Origin of the sequence: Citrobacter sp. Awk 2 (assembly GCF_028069815.1) — a bacterium.
GTDB lineage: Bacteria > Pseudomonadota > Gammaproteobacteria > Enterobacterales > Enterobacteriaceae > Citrobacter.
Genome location: NZ_JANEWL010000047.1, coordinates 15,521 through 33,361, shown reverse-complemented (window position 1 = coordinate 33,361; position 17,841 = coordinate 15,521). Strand labels below are relative to the sequence as shown.

At 50.3% G+C, this 17,841-nt stretch carries 19 protein-coding genes; 8 read left to right on the top strand and 11 right to left on the bottom strand.

The window, feature by feature from the left end; translation table 11 throughout:
- Positions 1–146 precede the first annotated feature (146 nt).
- Positions 147–1,076, top strand: a complete 930-nt coding sequence (locus tag NNO02_RS13195; protein ID WP_271442115.1) for a hypothetical protein — start codon at positions 147–149, stop codon at positions 1,074–1,076.
- A 181-nt stretch (positions 1,077–1,257) separates the two neighbouring features.
- On the opposite strand, the gene NNO02_RS13190 is transcribed toward NNO02_RS13195, so the two are convergent.
- Positions 1,258–1,449: a hypothetical protein gene (locus tag NNO02_RS13190; RefSeq protein ID WP_271454987.1), complete on the bottom strand. Its 192-nt coding sequence runs from the start codon at positions 1,447–1,449 to the stop codon at positions 1,258–1,260.
- Between the two features lie 151 nt (positions 1,450–1,600).
- Here NNO02_RS13190 and NNO02_RS13185 point away from each other — a divergent pair, with 151 nt between their 5' ends.
- The 4 genes from NNO02_RS13185 to NNO02_RS13170 all read left to right on the top strand — a co-directional run bounded on the left by NNO02_RS13185 (position 1,601) and on the right by NNO02_RS13170 (position 3,864).
- Positions 1,601–1,993 carry a hypothetical protein gene (locus tag NNO02_RS13185; RefSeq protein ID WP_271454986.1) on the top strand — a complete coding sequence of 131 codons (393 nt, stop codon included), beginning with the start codon at positions 1,601–1,603 and terminating at the stop codon, positions 1,991–1,993.
- A gap of 119 nt (positions 1,994–2,112) precedes the next feature.
- The gene (locus NNO02_RS13180; protein WP_271442118.1) at positions 2,113–2,457 is read left to right on the top strand and encodes a thioredoxin family protein; all 345 of its coding nucleotides are present in this window, start codon (positions 2,113–2,115) and stop codon (positions 2,455–2,457) included.
- A 120-nt stretch (positions 2,458–2,577) separates the two neighbouring features.
- Positions 2,578–3,336, top strand: a complete 759-nt coding sequence (tam, locus tag NNO02_RS13175) for a trans-aconitate 2-methyltransferase (RefSeq protein WP_271454985.1) — start codon at positions 2,578–2,580, stop codon at positions 3,334–3,336.
- Between the two features lie 150 nt (positions 3,337–3,486).
- Positions 3,487–3,864 (top strand): GFA family protein, encoded by a 378-nt coding sequence (locus NNO02_RS13170; protein ID WP_271442120.1) that lies wholly within the window; start codon positions 3,487–3,489, stop codon positions 3,862–3,864.
- Between the two features lie 84 nt (positions 3,865–3,948).
- Here NNO02_RS13170 and NNO02_RS13165 read toward each other — a convergent pair whose 3' ends face one another.
- From NNO02_RS13165 to sad, 7 genes are all read right to left on the bottom strand, one after another.
- Positions 3,949–4,863: a bestrophin family protein gene (locus NNO02_RS13165; protein ID WP_271454984.1), complete on the bottom strand. Its 915-nt coding sequence runs from the start codon at positions 4,861–4,863 to the stop codon at positions 3,949–3,951.
- 206 nt (positions 4,864–5,069) lie between these two features.
- Positions 5,070–6,521, bottom strand: coding sequence for a tagaturonate reductase (locus tag NNO02_RS13160; protein ID WP_271454983.1), 1,452 nt, complete (start codon positions 6,519–6,521; stop codon positions 5,070–5,072).
- Positions 6,522–6,627: 106 nt separating this feature from the next.
- Positions 6,628–7,155: a GNAT family N-acetyltransferase gene (locus tag NNO02_RS13155; RefSeq protein WP_271454982.1), complete on the bottom strand. Its 528-nt coding sequence runs from the start codon at positions 7,153–7,155 to the stop codon at positions 6,628–6,630.
- 80 nt (positions 7,156–7,235) lie between these two features.
- Positions 7,236–7,595 (bottom strand): DUF4186 domain-containing protein, encoded by a 360-nt coding sequence (locus NNO02_RS13150; protein ID WP_137383083.1) that lies wholly within the window; start codon positions 7,593–7,595, stop codon positions 7,236–7,238.
- Positions 7,595–8,521, bottom strand: coding sequence for a glutaminase B (gene glsB, locus NNO02_RS13145; protein WP_271454981.1), 927 nt, complete (start codon positions 8,519–8,521; stop codon positions 7,595–7,597). The genes NNO02_RS13150 and glsB overlap by 1 nt, the downstream gene beginning before the upstream one ends.
- 62 nt (positions 8,522–8,583) lie before the next feature.
- A complete protein-coding gene (locus NNO02_RS13140; protein ID WP_271454980.1) occupies positions 8,584–10,161 on the bottom strand; it encodes a methyl-accepting chemotaxis protein in 1,578 nt (525 codons plus the stop codon).
- A 102-nt stretch (positions 10,162–10,263) separates the two neighbouring features.
- A complete protein-coding gene (gene sad / locus NNO02_RS13135) occupies positions 10,264–11,652 on the bottom strand; it encodes a succinate-semialdehyde dehydrogenase (RefSeq protein ID WP_271454979.1) in 1,389 nt (462 codons plus the stop codon).
- A 102-nt stretch (positions 11,653–11,754) separates the two neighbouring features.
- Between sad and ptrR the strand changes: the two genes are divergently transcribed.
- Positions 11,755–12,630, top strand: coding sequence for a putrescine utilization regulator PtrR (gene ptrR / locus NNO02_RS13130; protein ID WP_061067887.1), 876 nt, complete (start codon positions 11,755–11,757; stop codon positions 12,628–12,630).
- Here ptrR and NNO02_RS13125 read toward each other — a convergent pair.
- Genes NNO02_RS13125 through dtnK form a run of 3 tightly spaced genes read right to left on the bottom strand, consistent with a single transcriptional unit; the run spans position 12,627 to position 15,613 of the window.
- Positions 12,627–13,388, bottom strand: a complete 762-nt coding sequence (locus tag NNO02_RS13125; RefSeq protein WP_137383087.1) for a DeoR/GlpR family DNA-binding transcription regulator — start codon at positions 13,386–13,388, stop codon at positions 12,627–12,629. The genes ptrR and NNO02_RS13125 overlap by 4 nt on opposite strands.
- A 1-nt stretch (position 13,389) precedes the next feature.
- The gene (locus tag NNO02_RS13120; RefSeq protein WP_271454978.1) at positions 13,390–14,376 is read right to left on the bottom strand and encodes a D-threonate 4-phosphate dehydrogenase; all 987 of its coding nucleotides are present in this window, start codon (positions 14,374–14,376) and stop codon (positions 13,390–13,392) included.
- Positions 14,369–15,613, bottom strand: coding sequence for a D-threonate kinase (dtnK, locus tag NNO02_RS13115; RefSeq protein ID WP_271454977.1), 1,245 nt, complete (start codon positions 15,611–15,613; stop codon positions 14,369–14,371). Before dtnK ends, NNO02_RS13120 begins: the two co-directional genes overlap by 8 nt.
- A 171-nt stretch (positions 15,614–15,784) precedes the next feature.
- Here dtnK and NNO02_RS13110 point away from each other — a divergent pair, with 171 nt between their 5' ends.
- Positions 15,785–16,942: an iron-containing alcohol dehydrogenase gene (locus tag NNO02_RS13110; protein ID WP_271454976.1), complete on the top strand. Its 1,158-nt coding sequence runs from the start codon at positions 15,785–15,787 to the stop codon at positions 16,940–16,942.
- A 3-nt stretch (positions 16,943–16,945) separates the two neighbouring features.
- Positions 16,946–17,830 (top strand): dihydrodipicolinate synthase family protein, encoded by an 885-nt coding sequence (locus NNO02_RS13105; RefSeq protein ID WP_271454975.1) that lies wholly within the window; start codon positions 16,946–16,948, stop codon positions 17,828–17,830.
- Positions 17,831–17,841 lie beyond the last annotated feature (11 nt).

Genomic DNA, 17,841 nt, shown 5'->3' with positions numbered 1-17,841 from the left:
CTTGATCATTATTACCACAATTTTATTTATGAATTTTTTTTAGCTCCATGCAGTGAATGCCTGAATTGAAGGTGTTGATGAAAGTAGGACCCATTCCAACTTCATTCTTCCTTCTGTTGATTCTCATTCATTCTATGGAGTATCCGATGAAATACAATTACACCACAGATTACAATCATCCTCATTATTATTCAGGCAATATCTTTACCTCTAATCGTTATGGTCGTTATCGCATTCTTGGCAAGTTGCTCAATCATAATCGTCGTGGTTATTATGTCATTCAGTTTGAAGAGACTGGACACACAACCAAAGCCTATTGTTCAGCAATCAAATCTGGAAAGGTTGACGACCGTTCATATGACTTCGGCAATGAAGATGAAAGACGTGAAGCGTTAATGCGTCCCGTTATTCATGGTGTTGGCTATATCGGAATTGGACAGTATCGGACATATGTCCCCTACACTCCCGAGACATATGGACAGAGAACAAAGGAGTATGTGCTCTGGCAAAATATGATTGCTCGTTGCTACTACACCAGAAATGGAAAGCAGGTTCATAAAGGGTACAAAGGTGTGGTTGTGTGTGAACGATGGCATTGCTTTCAGAACTTCTGTTCAGACCTTCCAGCAATTCCCGGATATAGCAAATGGAAAGACAATCCGGTGAAGTATGAGTTTGATAAAGACTATTCCCATCGTCGTCATTATTCACCAGATACAATGTCTTTCATTCCAACCAGTGATAATGCAAAAGAAGCTGGGTTGAGAAATCAGGCGATGAAGATATCTAAATCAGATTATTACTCCATCAATAAAAACCGAAAGGTCATTGTCGATGATGCGTTAGTCATACTGGAAGATTCAGAGATTCAATTCTCAGTAGTGATGAATGGAAACACTCACACCATTATCACTGATACACCCTATGGAACAACAATCTTCTTCCCATTAACAAAGAAGATAATGCGTCATTGTTCCATTATTGATGGTGACGTTCATGTCTTCATCCAGTATGTCCAGTGGTTGCAACGTCAATGGACAGAAAGAAATCCATTTATTGATTGCTATGAAGTGTGATTGAACAAAGGCCATCTGCAATATGGTGGCCTTGATTGAGTCACAAACGATTGATAATAAAGATTCAAAATACAACTTATGGGACAAGTCTGTTTGCTTCGCATATTGACACATGATGCTGTCGCATCTGTCACCATAATTGCAAAGCAATTCTGTCGCCAGTCGCTCCGCTCTTTATCGCTCAAGCTTCCAGCTTGTCGCTTATTGGTGCAGCCATCTGGTTATGAGTCTTGAGGGGAAATAGCGTGTTCCACGCCATTTCACAATCCAATACATTATGCGCACTAACATAGTGATCAGTAAAATCTGGTGTATTTGGTTCATCATTGTGCTGGTCGTTGATAGCGCCTAACAGTGCTGTTTCTGGATTCATACTGTTCACCGACTGCCACTCAAACTATACACTTTACCCATACGTCAAATCATTGACGTTGCAATTGCTCACTCACTCCTTTTCGCGTACAACCAAGGTACAACACAAACCTGTGCCCCTGGAATTTCACAGCATCGGACCATACAACACAATGCAAAGAACTATCCATGTTCATAAAAATGACAACTCTATCTTACGCGTCGCTTTTTTATTTACTCTTTCATTCGCGCTGACTGGCTGCGCGTTGACCCGTGTCTCTGCCAGTTCACATGACAAAGACGTCGATAAACTAAATGTTATTGGTTTGGATCTGGATGCTGCAAGACAAAGAGCAATCGTGGACGGTTTTGCGTGCAGTAAGGATGCAAACCTCAATCTGGTGCAAACCGAAAGCGGCAATCATAAATGGTTACAAACGGAATGCAGTAAAAAAAGCCTGGAACTGTTCTGCCCACAAATGCGGTTTATAGTACTCAATGTTGACCCCAATACAAATAAAGTTGTTGATGTGGGGAAATATATTAATCAGCATACCTGTTTTTGAACCTAAACTGTTCAGATATCAGGAAGAAAACCGTGATAGAAATCCCCTATCCTCACCTTAAAACCAGTCCCCAACACTCAGGAAAGACGACTTCATAACAAGTAATAAGTGAGTATTTTATGTCTGACAGAACGGTGACTCTATTTACAGAGAGTAATTTTTCCGACGTTGAGCATTTCGCTGGCGTTTCGATCATTCGGTTTCAAGCGCCATGGTGCGCCCCCTGCAGTAGCAGTGAAGGCTTCTTTGACCTGGCAATATCTCAGATGCCAGAAACGATTATTACTGGTAAGGTCAATGTTATTCAGGCCCCCGTTCTCGCTTCAAAATATGGCGTTTGGGGATTACCAAACACACTTATTTTTAGGAATGGACAAGTAGTGGATAGAATCTCGGGTCCACAACCTGCTGCTGTGTTTCTAAAGGCAGTGCAAAAAGCTATGGAAAACATCGCCTCGGACTAAACTCTTACCAGTACGGCAGACTTTTTCTCTTTCATTTAATAAAGATGAATATTGGTCATTATGTCGTAATCTTAATAATAGCTCGCGGACCTAAACTCATCGCATACAGGATACAGAAACATGGCTGACTGGAACCCTTCGCTTTATCTCCAATATGAGACCGAACGTTCAAGACCTGCAGCTGAATTGCTCAGCAGAGTCGCGCTGGAGAATGTGCGCTCAGTCGTCGACCTCGGCTGCGGCCCGGGTAACAGCACCGCATTGCTACATCAACGTTGGCCATCAGCAAAAATAACAGGCGTGGATTCTTCACCGGCAATGCTAAGCGAAGCGCGTAACGCGTTGCCTGGCTGTCATTTTATCGAAGCGGATATTAGCGCATTTCAGACAGAAGAGCCTGTAGATCTGCTGTATGCAAACGCATCTTTGCAATGGGTTCCCGATCACTATCAGCTGTTTCCCCACCTGGTCTCTCTGCTGGGCAAAGATGGCGTACTGGCCGTACAAATGCCGGATAACTGGCTGGAGCCAACGCATGTTCTGATGCGTGAAGTCGCCTATGAACTGGGTTACCCCGATCGCGGCCGCGCACCTCTTCCCGGAGTGCATGCGTATTATGATATTTTGACTGACGTGGGCTGTGATGTTGATATCTGGCGTACAACCTACTATCACGTTATGGATTCACACCAGGCAATTATCGACTGGGTGAGTTCTACGGGGTTGCGTCCATGGTTGCAGGACCTGAGTGAAAGCGAACAGCATCGCTATCTGGCGCGCTACCATGCATTGCTGCAGGAGCAATATCCGCTGCAAGAGAATGGGAAAATACTGCTGGCGTTTCCGCGGTTGTTTATCGTTGCTAAACACAATTCTTAATCACTGACCGTCAATTATCAGCCTCTTTATACCAGGGGCTGATAATTATTGTGAATTCCCCATGCGCGCCCTCGCCTTTTTACGATGAGGATCTAGTGATGAAGCCAGTCATCTGCTAGTGTCTGAGAACGTTAACTGACGGGGGTTGTCATGTCTAAAGTCTACATTGGCGGTTGTCTGTGTGGCTCTATTCGCTTTACCGCGACGAGCCCTAATAATTCGCATACCTGCTCGTGTGATATTTGCCGCAAGCATACCGGTGCACCGACTGTCGTCTGGATTGAATTTAATGCTGAGAATGTAGAATGGACGGGAAAAGCAGGTAAACCGACGACCTGGCGTTCTTCAGAAACCTCCAGTCGTGCTTTTTGCCCTCAATGTGGAAGTTCAGTTGGTGCCATTGATGACGCTCCGGTAATTGCGCTATTAGCAGGCGTTTTTGATGATCCCAATGATGAAGATCTGGCCCCCGAGTTTCATTCATTTACCGATATGCAGCCTGCGTGGTGGCAAAGAGAATTCGGCTAAAGCCGCACTGCCCGGCGCATCAAGTCTCACCTGTTGCTTCCGTGAAACAATGAGGGCTGGTCGTGCGACCAGCTCTACCGGATGTTATGTCAGCTGGTAATGCTTATCTGGCATATGTTTCGCTGGTACAGCGGTTTCATCATTCATCTGCAGCAAATCGATTTCAATTGCATTACAAATCGCATCGAGTGGCAGATCATTATTCTCTGTACCAAACGGATCTTCGAGCTCTTCGGCTAGCGTATCGAGCGAGATAAAGGTATAGGAAATAAGCACCGAGATGAATGGTGTCATATAGTGTAAATCCACCACTAACGCGAACGGCAACATAATACAAAACAGATATACCGTGCGATGAAGGATTAAGGTGTAAGCAAACGGGACTGGCGTGTTCGCGATACGCTCACAACCTGCCAGCACTGCCGACATATCATTTAACCTGTTGTTTAAACTGTGAAATAATATATCGGATAGCTGTCCATTTCGTCTGCGAATGGCCAGCCATTCACCCATCAGCAGCAGAATGCGGTTCGCCGGAGATTGGGACGCAAAAACGGTCTGTAAATCGCTCTCGCTGAGGTATTTCGCCAGGGGTTCCGCTTGCGGTTGTCGACGTAACGTCATACGCAGACAATGGGCAAATGCGATTTGCAAACGAACGAACTGCCCCAGCTCGGCATCATCTGGTAAGGTCGTTTTCACCTCGCGCAGAAGTGAACGGGAAGCAATCATCAACTGCCCCCACAAATGTCGGGCTTCAACATAGCGTGAATAACAGGCGTTGTTACGAAAGCCTAAGAAAATTGCAATTGCGACACCGAGAATGCTGAACGGGGCAAGGGTAAATTTGATACCCAGCATCGTATACCATGGCAGCATGATGATGACGGCAATGGAGAGCAGGAAATTCAGCAGCAAGCGTGAAAAGATTTTGGATAATACCGAGCCATGCCAGACGAATATCAGGCGTAGCCAGTGTTGTTGGGGGCGAACGATCATGGTTATCTTCGGAAAATGTGAAAGCCGGGACATTAAACGTGATCGCGATCAATGTTGCAAGCTTATAGCAACACTATCTCAACATCTTTTCCTGCTGACCCTACTTTGCACTGAAGCTACAGTAGGGTGGTATTTTAAAATAGCAATTTGTATGTTGTAACTAAGTAAGATCGATAAAAAAACCCGGCCTGAGCCGGGTTAACGTATTAGCACAGTGGCTTAACAGCTTCGCGCATGCCTTTTGCCAGGATAGAATCCAGATCAGCAGAAACCTGTTCTACCAGGCCGGAAACCTGTGTCAGATCCTGTTCCCAGTGCTCTTTTACGGCCAATACCGCGTTGACCAGCGCTTCGGTCGTAATCTGGCGGTCACGATGCTGAGCCCACAACACCTGGAAACGCTCCATCCAGTGTGCATCATCCTGAACTGGATAAGATTCACCGTTACGCTCACCGCGGTAGAAGGCAATCAAGGCTGCCAGGGCGAATGTCAGACGCGGCGGCAGTTGACCGCTGGCCTTCTGCCCTGCCAACAGCTGCGGCAGAATACGGGTGCGGAATTTGGTCATGCCATTAAGCGCAATCGACAATAGTTGATGCTTAATGTACGGGTTGCAGAATCGGCCGGTTACCGCACTGGCAAATGAAGCCAATTCATCGCGCGGCAAATCCAACACCGGAATAATCTCTTCATAGATGGCTTTCTCAACGAAGGCGCGAATTTCAGCATCATTCATTGCTTCACCCACGGTATCAAGCCCTGCCTGCCAGGCGACCGGTACCAGTGCAGTGTGCGCACCGTTGAGAATGGCGACTTTACGCTCTTTATACGGCTTGATGTCATCAACAATCAGAACATTCAGCGGGTATTTATCGAGACGAAGTTCGGTGGCTAATGATTTTGGCCCCTGAATAACAAACAGATAGAAGTGTTCTGCGGTATCAAGAAACGCATCATGATAACCCAGTTCAGCTTCAAGCTTCGCAACTTCATCACGTGGGTAGCCGGTAACAATACGGTCCACCAGCGTAGAGCAAAATGCGTTTGCCTGGTCCAGCCACTGTACGAATGCTTCCGGCAACGCCCATTCCTGAGCATAACGCAGAACCAGTTCATGTAGCGCTTCACCATTGTAATCAATCAGCTCACAAGGAATGATAATCCAGCCTTTATCAAGCGCACCGTTGAAATGGCTATAGCGTTCGAACAGCAGTCGGGTCAGTTTGGCCGGATAGCTCACTGCCGGCGCATCATCAAACTTATCACCCGCGTGGTAGCTGATACCCGCTTCCGTGGTGTTAGAGAAAACAAAACGCATTTCAGGATTATGCGCCAGCTTCAGGAACTCATCGTATTCGCTATAGACGCTGATTTCGCGGTTAACCGAACGAATTAAACGGGCATCGCTGACGGCCTCGCCCTTTTCATTCAAACCACGAATGATGGTGGTATAGAGACCATCCTGGGTACTCAGTGACGGCGGGAAGGTACTTTCGATAGGACGAACAATGACCACACCAGCGTTCAGATCGGTATGTTCATTCAGCAGATCAACTTGCCAGTCAACAAAGGCGCGCAGGAAGTTTCCTTCACCAAACTGAATAATGCGTTCAGGATAGTGAGCACCGGGAAAATCGCGACGATTTAGTGTTTGCACAATGGGTTCCCTTTTTGATTAGTCATACAACCTGATTGAATTGGTCCAATAGGTTAGCAAACTTTAATACAATGAAACCCTGTTTTGATCAATCCCCGGTGACAAATTAGAGTGTTTTATAAAAAAGTGTGGTCCCGGCCAGCGTTCCATCAGGCATTTTTGCATAGCCAGGGATGACCCCTACTTTTTGCCATCCACAATTGTGGTAGAACAACTCGGCGGCGCTGCCTGTAGACGTATCAAGAACCAGGAGGGTTTTCCCTTCATGACGTGCGCAACTTTCCAGTGTATTCATCAATTCCCTGGCGATCCCACACCGCCGTGCAGAGGTATGAACCAGGAGTTTGGCAACGTCTGCACGATGAGGCTGGTTTTCGGGTTGATCGATAATGAGCTGAACGGTCCCAATGAGCGTCCCTTGCGCATTTTCAGCCCCCAGAACAATGCGTTCTCCACAAGAGACACTTTGCGCAACACGCGTCCAGAAAGGCCGTGACTTATCGCGGTTAAAAGGGAGCATAAAACTGACAGATGCACCATCGTTCACGCACTGTTCAAGGACATCACTAAGCTCGTCGATTCTCGACAGGATCTGTTCCGCGCTCAGTATAAAGCAGGGAGTGTTGGTAGCCATTTGGTCTCCTTAGATTGACCCCTTCATACTGCAATTAACAATTACATAACACAAGGAGTCGAATCATAGGATTATGTTATCTATGGCTTATTCATTTGCAGCACTAACCAGTGGTAGATAACAGTGACAACGTAACGTTGCTGTTGCTCGCTCAACGGTTGCCCCTGAGGTATATCATGCCATTTGGCCAGACATCCCCTACAGCACGTCGCCGTGGCATGTTGAGCGATAAACACCGGATGTCCACGCATCGGCGTTTGCTTTCCATCATTGGACGGAAACGCGGGTGCCAATCGCTTAGCAATAAAATCGGCCGCGTGTTGTTCAATGACCGGCGCACCTTTTTCCAGACAATATTGTCTTTCTTTCTGACCGAGACGAAACCGCGATCGAAAAGTCGATTTCGCCAGCCGGGCAAAAAGCGGGTCGAGCGTGTTCATCAGTAAACCGAGCGCCCTAACTGTTGAGTTAATTGTTCCAGTACCGCAATACCCGCCAGCGAGTTCCCTGCGGGATCCAGCTCCGGACTCCAGACCGCAATCGCCATCTCATGCGGCACGATCGCCACAATGCCACCACCGACACCCGATTTCGCCGGCAGACCTACCCGCCAGGCAAATTCCCCGGCATTTTGATACATACCGCTGGTCGCCATTAGCGCGTTAATCTGCCGCGCCTGCATCGACGAAACCACCGGCTCGGTGAGGTGGAAAGCGTTCCCTTGATTCGCCAGAAATACGAAGGTCCGCGCCAGTTCCACGCAGCTCATTTTCAGCGCGCAGTAGTGAAAGTAATTTTGCAGAACGGTCGTCACATCGTGATGAAAATTGCCAAAGGACTTCATCAGCCAGGCAATTGCCGCGTTGCGGGCGGAATGCTCAAACTCAGAGCGAGCAACCGTCGTATCATAAGCGATATCAGAAACGCCGCTTAATGCACGTACCACTTCCAGCATTCGTTGCCGTGGTGCACTCAGCCGACCTTGCAACATATCGCAAACCACCAATGCCCCGGCATTGATGAAGGGATTACGCGGTATACCCTGCTCCATTTCCAGCTGCACCAGCGAGTTAAACGGATGACCGGAAGGATCTTTGCCAACACGTTGCCAGATCTCGTCTTCCTGGTAATGACGCATTGCGACAACCAGGCTAAGTACCTTTGAAATCGACTGAATAGAAAAACGTTCTTGCGCATCCCCCGCCTGATAGTGCTGACCATCAACGGTGCAAATGGCAATACCCAGTTTTGACCCATCGACGGAGGCTAATGCAGGAATATAATCGGCGACTTTTCCCTGACCAATCAGAGGACGAACCTGCTGCACAATGGTCTCTAAAATTGAATTGTCCATGGCCCTGGCCACAACATGCTCCTTGCTCGCAGGTATGAAAGGCCTGCGAGTATAACAGAGCTGAATACACAGCGTCAGGCCGGAAGACGGAATCTGGCAACGGCCTGCATAAGCTGATGAGATTCATGATGTAACTGTAGGGAGGAATCAGACGCGGCGTTCACCAGATCGCTGGTCTGTCGGGCTTCGTTATTCAGAGCCTGAAGCTGACTGGTCAACTCGTGAATACGCGTTCCTTGATTCATCGTCGCAGCAGAAATGTCATTCAATAAGGCACCAAGATTTTCCACCAGCGATATCACCTGCTGTAAGTTATCATCCAGTCCGTTCACCGCATGAAAGCCCTCATCTATACCCGCTAAGGAATGATGAATCAGCGCCTGAATATTCTGCGTGGACTGACTGCTTTTTCTCGCTAACAATCCAACTTCTTTTGCAACAACCGCAAATCCACGCCCTTGCTCACCAGCATGCGCAGCTTCAATCGCCGCATTTAACGCCAGAATATTGGTCTGAAACGCGATGCTGTCAATCAGTGAGATGATCCCGCGCATCTCTGATGAACGGGCAACAATCGCCTGCATCGACGCATTTACCGTTGCCATCATCCGGTCGCCACCCGCAGCAATATCCCGCGCCTGAACGGCGCGTTGATTCGCCAGTTGAGCAAACCCACTGTTATCCTCAACATGTGTTTCCAGAAACGAAATATGTGATGTCACCGTATTTAGCTCATCGCTTTGTTTCGCGGATTGCTGATACAACTGTTTATTGCTTTGCGTAAGCTGAGTGATATTCCCCACCATTGAGGTAGTCGCGTCATTCACCTGCTGCACCAGCATACTTAGCCCCTGCTGCATCGCGTCGATACGGGAGCTCAGTTGTGTCACTTCGCGATTAAACTGGCTCACCTGGGGTGCGGGGCGGGAAAGATCGCCAGCCGCTAATACATCAATATGATCGATCAGTCGTCTCAGCGGCGCGATGACCCAGCGGGACATACTGCGCCAGACCAGTACCGCAATCGCCACCAGCACAAGAGGAATAAATAAAAAGAGCTGCTGTAAACGTTCAAGACTGGTCAACAGCTGCTCTCGCCCTTTTTCCGCTTGCTGGCCACTGTCTTGCTGAAAGCGTGCATAATTTTCATTAAAGTCTGTCTGAAACGCCTGCACAGGTACGGCAAAAAATGCATCAATACTATTGGATTGCATTAATCCATCTGCCTGCTCCTGAATACCGCTATAAAAACGCTGATAGCTCTCCATCAAGTCGGCAGCCTGATGCGGACCCATTGCAAGCCAGGCATCCCATGCCGTTTTTGACTGTGTTAACGCATGCTGAGCCTCTTCCATTAACGGATGCCAGCTCCCTTCCGAGCCGGTAGCCGCATCCTGCATAAAGTAAACGCCGGCACGATTAAGTAAGTCGCTGGCCGATAACAACGCCACCCTTGCTTGATCGATCTTCGACTGTTGCAAGAGCACCTGCTGGTTATGCTGTTCATTTATCTGCGCGTCCCTGACAGAGGTTGAGAGCATAAGCGAGGATGCAATCTGCAAAACAGAGAACAGCGCAATAATACAAATAATACCGGTTAACAGACCAAACTGACGGGGGATCAGGCGACGAAAAATTTGCGTTATGTTCATATTACTCTTCTGTATCAAAGCGTTAGACGCGAGTTTACGCAGAGTAAATGACAAATTTATGGCAGAAATAAGACGGGTGCCCCTGCTGAGGCACCCTGGCTATCAGAGACGGTTTTTCCAGACGGTTTGCACATTGCAAAACTCATGCAGGCCAAAGTGAGAAAGTTCACGGCCAAAACCGCTTTTCTTCACGCCGCCAAAAGCAACACGAGCATCACTGGCACTGTAACCATTAATAAACACGCCACCACACTCCAGACGGGCCGCCATAGTTTGTGCCAGTGCCTCATCCGCGGTAAACAACGTGGCCGACAAGCCGAACTCGCTGTCATTAGCCAGTGCTAATGCGTGCTCAGCATCCTTCGCGACGGTAATCGCCGCAACCGGGCCAAACAACTCCTGACGAAATGCCGTCATTTCCGGCGTAACATCACCCAGCACCGTCACGGCATAGTAATTGCCCTGACCGGCGATCTTTTCCCCGCCGAGGAGTAAGCGCGCCCCTTGCGCCAGTGAGGCTTCAACCTGCTGATGCAGTTCATCCCGCAGATCAAAACGTGCCATTGGGCCAAGATCGTTCTCTTCATTTAGCGGATCGCCCATTTTCAGTGCGCTGGCTGCCGCCACAAAACGTTGGGTGAATTCTGCGGCAATACCCTGTTCAATAATAAAGCGCTTCGCTGCGGCACAAACCTGCCCGGTATTCTGATACCGCCCTGCCACTGCTGCTTTGACGGCTAAATCAAGGTCTGCATCATTAAGCACGATAAACGGATCGGAACCTCCTAACTCAAGCACGCATTTCTTCAGTACAGCACCGGCCTGAGCGCCAATCGCAGCCCCTGCCCGCACACTGCCCGTCACGGTTATCGCGGCGATACGCGGGTCATTAATCATCTGGCTAACCCCGGCGTTATCGGCATTAACCCAGCCATATACCCCAGCCGGTATTTCCGCATCGCTAAACACCTGGGCGATAATTGCGGCACAGCCGGTCACATTTGGTGCATGCTTTAACAGATAACCATTTCCGGCCAGCAAAATCGGTACGGCGCCGCGCATAACCTGCCAGAGCGGGAAGTTCCACGGCATGATCGCCAGAATAGTCCCCAGGGGACGGTACTCAATCACGGCCTGGTTATTCTCAACCTGCGTTGCCTCGGTACTGAGCATCGCTGGCCCATGTTCAGCGTACCAGTCACATAATGCCGCAGACTTTGCCACTTCCGCACGAGCCTGCCTTACAGGCTTACCCATTTCACGCGAGATACACTGCGCCATCTCTTCGGCGCGGCCACGCAGCGCCTGTCCGACCCGACGCAACATCTGTGCGCGATGGACGACGGTCGTGTGTTTCCATTCATTGAATCCCGTCGCCGCCAGATTCAGCGCGTGGGTAATCTCATCGGCGCTGGCCCACGGCATTGCCGTCAGCATTTCGCCACAGGTCGGGTCAACGGAAATAGCATGTGTTGCTGCTGTGATGGTCATAAGTGCCTCTCTTTCTCGCAAGGTATGGTTATATCATGCGCAGGTTTACTCTTTCTGAAAAATGAATAATATTAACCATACCATTCACGAATAGAGAAAATTATGGACCTGACGCAACTGGAAATGTTCAATGCCGTCGCAGAGACCGGCAGCATCACGCAGGCAGCGGCGAAGGTGCATCGCGTGCCGTCCAACCTCACCACGCGTATTCGCCAGCTTGAAGCGGACCTTGGCGTCGATCTGTTTATTCGTGAAAATCAACGTCTGCGGCTTTCTCCCTCCGGGCACAATTTTTTGCGTTACAGCCAGCGGATCCTGGCGCTGGTAGAAGAAGCGCGGATGGTGGTCGCAGGAGATGAACCACAGGGATTGTTCTCTCTGGGGTCGCTGGAAAGTACAGCCGCCGTACGTATTCCGGCCACACTTGCCGAATATAATCAGCGCTACCCTAAAATCCAGTTTGCACTGGCAACAGGGCCGTCCGGTACCATGCTGGACGGTGTGCTGGACGGTACGCTGAATGCCGCTTTTGCTGATGGTCCTATTACCCATCCAGGTCTTGAAGGAATGCCGGTGTACCGTGAAGAGATGATGATTGTCACCCCACACGGGCACCCGCCCATAAAACGGGCCAGCGATGTGAATGGTTACAATATCTATGCTTTTCGCGCCAACTGTTCATATCGCCGCCATTTTGAAAGCTGGTTTCACGCCGATCGCGCGATGCCGGGCACGATCCATGAAATGGAGTCCTACCACGGCATGCTGGCCTGTGTGATTGCGGGGGCGGGAATCGCACTGATTCCGCGCTCTATGCTGGAAAGCATGCCGGGCCACCATCAGGTCAATGCCTGGCCGCTGAGCGAAAACTGGCGTTGGTTAAATACGTGGCTGGTCTGGCGTCGGGGGGCGATGACGCGACAGCTGGAAGCATTTATTGAGGTACTGGAACCTCAGCTGTCGCAGAATGCGGATTAACTGGCGAACGTCAGATGGCAAGGCAGTTGTTCAAGCTGCTGCCGTACCTCTTCATTGAGTCGGGCATCGGTCACGATATCCGTCAACGCATCCAGATGTGTGACGTTGAAAAGTGACCATGCACCATATTTTGAACTATCTGCCAGCAGGACGCGACGTTTGGCGTTTGCAACCAGGTCACGCTTCAGACCGGCCTTTTCTTCCGTCGGTGCGGTGATCCCGCGGGCCAGGTCCCAGCCGTTACAGCTTAGAAACGCGATATCCGGCCACACGTTTTGCAGCAGTTTACGCCCGTGCTCGCCGATACAGGACTGGCTGGAGTCATCAATGCGCCCGCCAATGATCGTCACTTCAATTTGTTTGAACTCAGAAAGAAATAGCGCAATGTGCAGATCGCTGGTGATGACGCGCAACGGCAGATGGGTAAGCTGGCGCGCCAGTTCAATCATCGTCGTTCCCGCATCCAGGACAATGGCGTCCCCGGCTTTCACCAGGCTTGCCGCCGCGCTGGCAATAGCCTGTTTTTCCATCAGGCTACGCTGCATTTTCTCATGAGTGGTCGGTTGCGAAGGGATAAACCGGTTAAGCGTCACACCGCCGTGAGTTCGGCTGATAACACCTTCCTGATCGAGTTTAATCAGGTCGCGACGAATGGTCGCCGGCGAGGCCTGAGTCACAGCAACAAGCTGTTCAACCGTTGCCAGATTATGCCCTTTCAGATAATCCATAATCTGTTCTAACCGATTATATCCCTTCATTTTAATCCCGCGTAATTTGCATTGCTAACTGGATGGACACAGCCATGCTCTCAGACTTGGCTTTACCTGTCCAGGCAATATCAAACGCCGTGCCGTGGTCTGCAGAAGTGCGAATAAATGGCAATCCGGCGGTGATATTCACCCCATCATAGAATCCCAGCAATTTTAGCGGAATATGGCCCTGATCGTGATACATCGCCACCACCATGTCATACATACCTTCGTGGCACTGCATAAAGACAGTGTCCGGTGGGCAAGGCCCGGTGACATTCAGCCCCTGCTCCCGCATAGCCTGTACCGCAGGGCCGACTATGGTCATCTCTTCATCACCAAACAGACCGTTTTCCCCGGCATGGGGATTAACGCCTGCTACCGCAATACGTGGATTAGCAAACCCGACACGACGCAGGAAATCATCCGCGACCCGAATGACTGTTTTCACACGCTGTTCACTGAGCGTATCAAGGAATTTACGCAGTGCAATATGCGTGGTGACATGAATCACTTTAAGCTGTTCGGTATACAGCACCATTGCGTAGTCTTTGCTGTTAGTCAGTTGCGCCAGTAATTCGGTATGGCCGGGATAATGATGTCCTGCCATGTGCAGTGCTTCTTTATTCAGCGGCGCAGTGGCAATGGCTTTCACTTCCCCGCTGAGCGCCAGCGCGGTGGCACGCTTAATACAGCGGTATGCCAGATCGCCAGCCTGTGCCTGGACCACGCCTGGTTCAAGCGCAGCAGGATCGGCAAGGGGTTCATCAATTACATTGATAACACCGGGGGCGAATTGTGCCTGGGTGACGTTATCAATCACCCGGAGTTCCGCAGGCGGCGTGACGTTTAATGCCTGGATGCGCCCCAGCGTTTGTGCACAACCCACAACCACGACCGGCGCGCCAGACAACTCTCCCTCCACCAACGATTTAATAATAATCTCCGGTCCAATACCTGCCGGGTCGCCCATGGTTACCGCTATCGTGTTATTCACTCATTTTCTCCTCGATATAATTCAAAACCTGACGCAGAGTGGTTTCGTCACCGAATCCCCCTGCTTTTGTCATAACCGGGCGTCGCCAGTAGCTACCGGCAAGATGGCCGTACGGCACACACTGGGCCACACGGTCGGTAATACGAAATCCTGTTGCCTCCAGCGCATCCGCGATCGCCATCGCGACATCACCGCCGGAAAGATACAGCGCGCCAGGTGAGACTTCGTGCAGCACCTGGCGGGTAAGCTGTCCAAGAAACTGGCAAATTGTTTCACCGAGCTGCGCGCGGCTCATCTGCAGGTGCGCACACAGTATTGGAATATGATGACGAGCTTCGCTGTCGGGACAGGTGTGAACGATGCAGTGTTTGCCTGAGATGAGAACCCTGGCGATACGCTGCACATACTCTGTCCGGTTACCACTGAAGATATTTTCGATATCAATGAATACAGTCTCCACCCGCGGGTCCTGACACACTGCAGCAATCTGTTGTTGAGCGATTTCACTCATTGAACCCACTACCGCCAGTAAACACTGGGAGGACGGTGTCCGGACATGGCGGGCCAGCGCGTCACAGATCCCGGCAGACCCTACCAGCAGCGGCGATTCCTCCTGCATCAGCGCTTCCGAAGCAATAACATCAAGATCGGTTTGCGTGCGGGCATCCACCACCCAGATTTGTGGCGTTTTCGCAACAGGCTCTCTGAGGTGCTGCAGATAGTCGCTCAGAGACATTGCCCGACACGCAATGACTGTTTGCGCCTGTAACACCTCACAGATATCGGCGCTAATAACCGGCGTTTTCGGATCGCTGGCAAATTCAGTCTGCGTTACGGGAATACCGTTAACGAGGCACTGCCCCTGCTCGGTGGTACGCCCGGCTGAGGGACAAGCCAGTGCCACGATGGCCCGCTTTTTACCTGTAATCCGCATTAACGCGTCCAGTTCGGCCCCTGGGTTTCCGCGCAAAGTTGAATCCATTTTCTTAAGCCACTGCGTCTGAGGGCCTGCCTGACTGGCAAGAGCCAGCTCATTTACTCTGGCGGCGGCCTGCTCTGCCTCCAGCGCACGACTATCCGTGTTGATAACCAGCACATCTGCATCATCGGCACAGGGCAATGTGAAAGCGACATTCACCGTCATACCCGTCAGCGCCAGACTTACCCCCGCATCATTACCACCAGTAAAGTCGTCGGCAATCACCAGTACCTGCGGCCTTGCTACCTGTCTACTCATCCATGCTCCGGGTTGTTGTATGTTGATAATGATTATATTCAATCACATTTGATTAAATGTGAGCAAGCTCAAGTTATTCGGTTCCGAGATAAATTATAAATTTAGCCCATGATGCAATCGTTCCTGAATCTCAGTGAGCGAATTCAATCACTCGAACAACAGGAGAATGTTGTGGCAACAATCAATAGCACCGTGATTAGCGGTTCGAATGCCATCCCCGCACTGGAGCCGTTACTGGCGGGGAAACGCCAGCTGTTACTGGTGACGGATAGCAATATTGTCCGGCTTGACGCGGTAACACAGATCCGCAACTTACTGGCCAACGATGGACGTCATGTGGCTCTGATTGACAATGTGCCTGCAGAACCCGGGCATCACGATGTCAGCGCGCTATTAAAAAACGTACAAGATCTCAACGTAGAAATGGTTATCGGTATCGGCGGAGGCAGCGTACTGGATGTGGCGAAACTGCTCTCCGTCTTATGTCATCCTGAATCTCCGACGCTCGACGCCATGCTGGCGGGAGAAAAACCGCTGCAACGCGTTGCTTCTGTGCTGATCCCCGCCACGGCAGGTACGGGGTCTGAAGCAACCCCGAATGCCATTCTGGCTATCCCGGAGCAAAACACTAAAGTCGGTATTATCTCTCCCGTGCTGTTACCGGATTTCGTGGCCCTGTTGCCAGAACTCACCACCAGCATGCCGGCGCATATTGCCTCGTCCACTGGAATTGACGCGTTATGTCATCTGATTGAATGCTTTACCGCTACTGTCGCCAATCCCGTAAGCGATAACGCGGCGCTCATTGGCCTGCGTAAGCTACTCAACCATATCGAAACCTCCGTCAATGAGCCGGAAAACCTGCTGGCCAAACTGGAGATGCTGTGGGCATCGTATTACGGCGGCGTGGCGATTAATCATGCCGGTACTCACCTGGTCCACGCGCTCTCTTACCCGCTCGGCGGTCGATACCATCTCCCACATGGTGTCGCTAACGCCATTCTGTTAGCACCCTGCATGAAAGTGATTCGCCCTTTTGTGGTCGACAAGTTTGCTCTGGTATGGGATCTGCTGCCTGACGCTGACCTCACACTCAGTGCCGAAGAAAAATCCTGCGCCCTGGTGGAGTACTTCTCCACACTGGTGAAACGCCTGAACCTGCCCGATAACCTGGCAACGCTTGGTGTACCGTCTACTGATATTCCCGCACTGGCCGATGCCGCACTGAACGTAAAGCGCCTGATGAATAATGCTCCCTGCAAGGTGAGCCATAACGATATTCAGGCCATTTATCAAACTCTGTTTCCAGAACTGATGACAAAGGAGTGAATAATGAGTAGCAAAATCCGAGGAGTATTGACGGCAATCGTTACCCCGTTCGACCACGACGGCGGGCTTAACCTTAAAGAACTGAGAAACCAGGTACACCGTCAGTTAAACGCCGGAAACGGTATTTTCTGCGGCGGAACCAACGGCGAATTCTTTGTACTTAACGAAGATGAAAAAATCGCCGTCACGCGGACCTGTGTAGAGGAAGTGGCGGGTCGGGCACATGTAGTGGCACATATTGGCGAAATATCTACCCGTGAAACCATCCGCCTGGGCAAACAGATAGAAAAGCTGGGTGTCGATGCGGTGTCGGTCATTACCCCGTACTTTGTTCCTCTAAAACAGACTGAACTCATTGCCCATTACACCGCGATTGCCGATGCGCTCTCCGTCCCGGTATTTCTCTATAACATTCCGGCGCGGACGGGAAACACCATTGAGCCTGAAACAGCCAGAGTGCTGGCGGCACACCCGAACATTATCGGGATCAAAGACAGTGCCGGCAGTTATGAAAGTCTTAGCGGCTTCCTGGACGCAGTTAAAGATATCGAGGGATTTGATGTGCTGAATGGTCCAGATTCACTCATTCACCAGGGGTTTGTTGATGGCTGTTCCGCCTGTATTTCGGGGCTGGCTAACGTCGCACCACAAGAAATCAACGCGATCTGGTCTCGCTTTAACGCCGGTGACGTTGCCGGGTCGCATCAGGCTCAGGAGAGCGTAACGGGTCTGCGCACCGATCTCTATAAAGTGGCCTTCTCTCCGGCTGCGGTAAAAAAAGCATTACAAATCATGGGCCATGACGTGGGCGCAAGTCGTTACGCTGTCACGTTTGATGCGCATCAGGAACGCCAGATTCAGCAAATTATCAATAACTATTTGCGATAGACATTTTTACA

Excerpts from the sequence above, each read along its gene's own strand:
- NNO02_RS13195 (WP_271442115.1), top strand. The coding sequence starts at position 147 with ATGAAATACAATTACACCACAGATTACAATCATCCTCATTATTATTCA.
- NNO02_RS13190 (WP_271454987.1), bottom strand. The coding sequence starts at position 1,449 with ATGAATCCAGAAACAGCACTGTTAGGCGCTATCAACGACCAGCACAAT.
- NNO02_RS13185 (WP_271454986.1), top strand. The coding sequence starts at position 1,601 with ATGCAAAGAACTATCCATGTTCATAAAAATGACAACTCTATCTTACGC.
- NNO02_RS13180 (WP_271442118.1), top strand. The coding sequence starts at position 2,113 with ATGTCTGACAGAACGGTGACTCTATTTACAGAGAGTAATTTTTCCGAC.
- tam (WP_271454985.1), top strand. The coding sequence starts at position 2,578 with ATGGCTGACTGGAACCCTTCGCTTTATCTCCAATATGAGACCGAACGT.
- NNO02_RS13170 (WP_271442120.1), top strand. The coding sequence starts at position 3,487 with ATGTCTAAAGTCTACATTGGCGGTTGTCTGTGTGGCTCTATTCGCTTT.
- NNO02_RS13165 (WP_271454984.1), bottom strand. The coding sequence starts at position 4,863 with ATGATCGTTCGCCCCCAACAACACTGGCTACGCCTGATATTCGTCTGG.
- NNO02_RS13155 (WP_271454982.1), bottom strand. The coding sequence starts at position 7,155 with ATGGCTACCAACACTCCCTGCTTTATACTGAGCGCGGAACAGATCCTG.
- NNO02_RS13150 (WP_137383083.1), bottom strand. The coding sequence starts at position 7,595 with ATGAACACGCTCGACCCGCTTTTTGCCCGGCTGGCGAAATCGACTTTT.
- NNO02_RS13140 (WP_271454980.1), bottom strand. The coding sequence starts at position 10,161 with ATGAACATAACGCAAATTTTTCGTCGCCTGATCCCCCGTCAGTTTGGT.
- sad (WP_271454979.1), bottom strand. The coding sequence starts at position 11,652 with ATGACCATCACAGCAGCAACACATGCTATTTCCGTTGACCCGACCTGT.
- ptrR (WP_061067887.1), top strand. The coding sequence starts at position 11,755 with ATGGACCTGACGCAACTGGAAATGTTCAATGCCGTCGCAGAGACCGGC.
- NNO02_RS13125 (WP_137383087.1), bottom strand. The coding sequence starts at position 13,388 with ATGAAGGGATATAATCGGTTAGAACAGATTATGGATTATCTGAAAGGG.
- dtnK (WP_271454977.1), bottom strand. The coding sequence starts at position 15,613 with ATGAGTAGACAGGTAGCAAGGCCGCAGGTACTGGTGATTGCCGACGAC.
- NNO02_RS13105 (WP_271454975.1), top strand. The coding sequence starts at position 16,946 with ATGAGTAGCAAAATCCGAGGAGTATTGACGGCAATCGTTACCCCGTTC.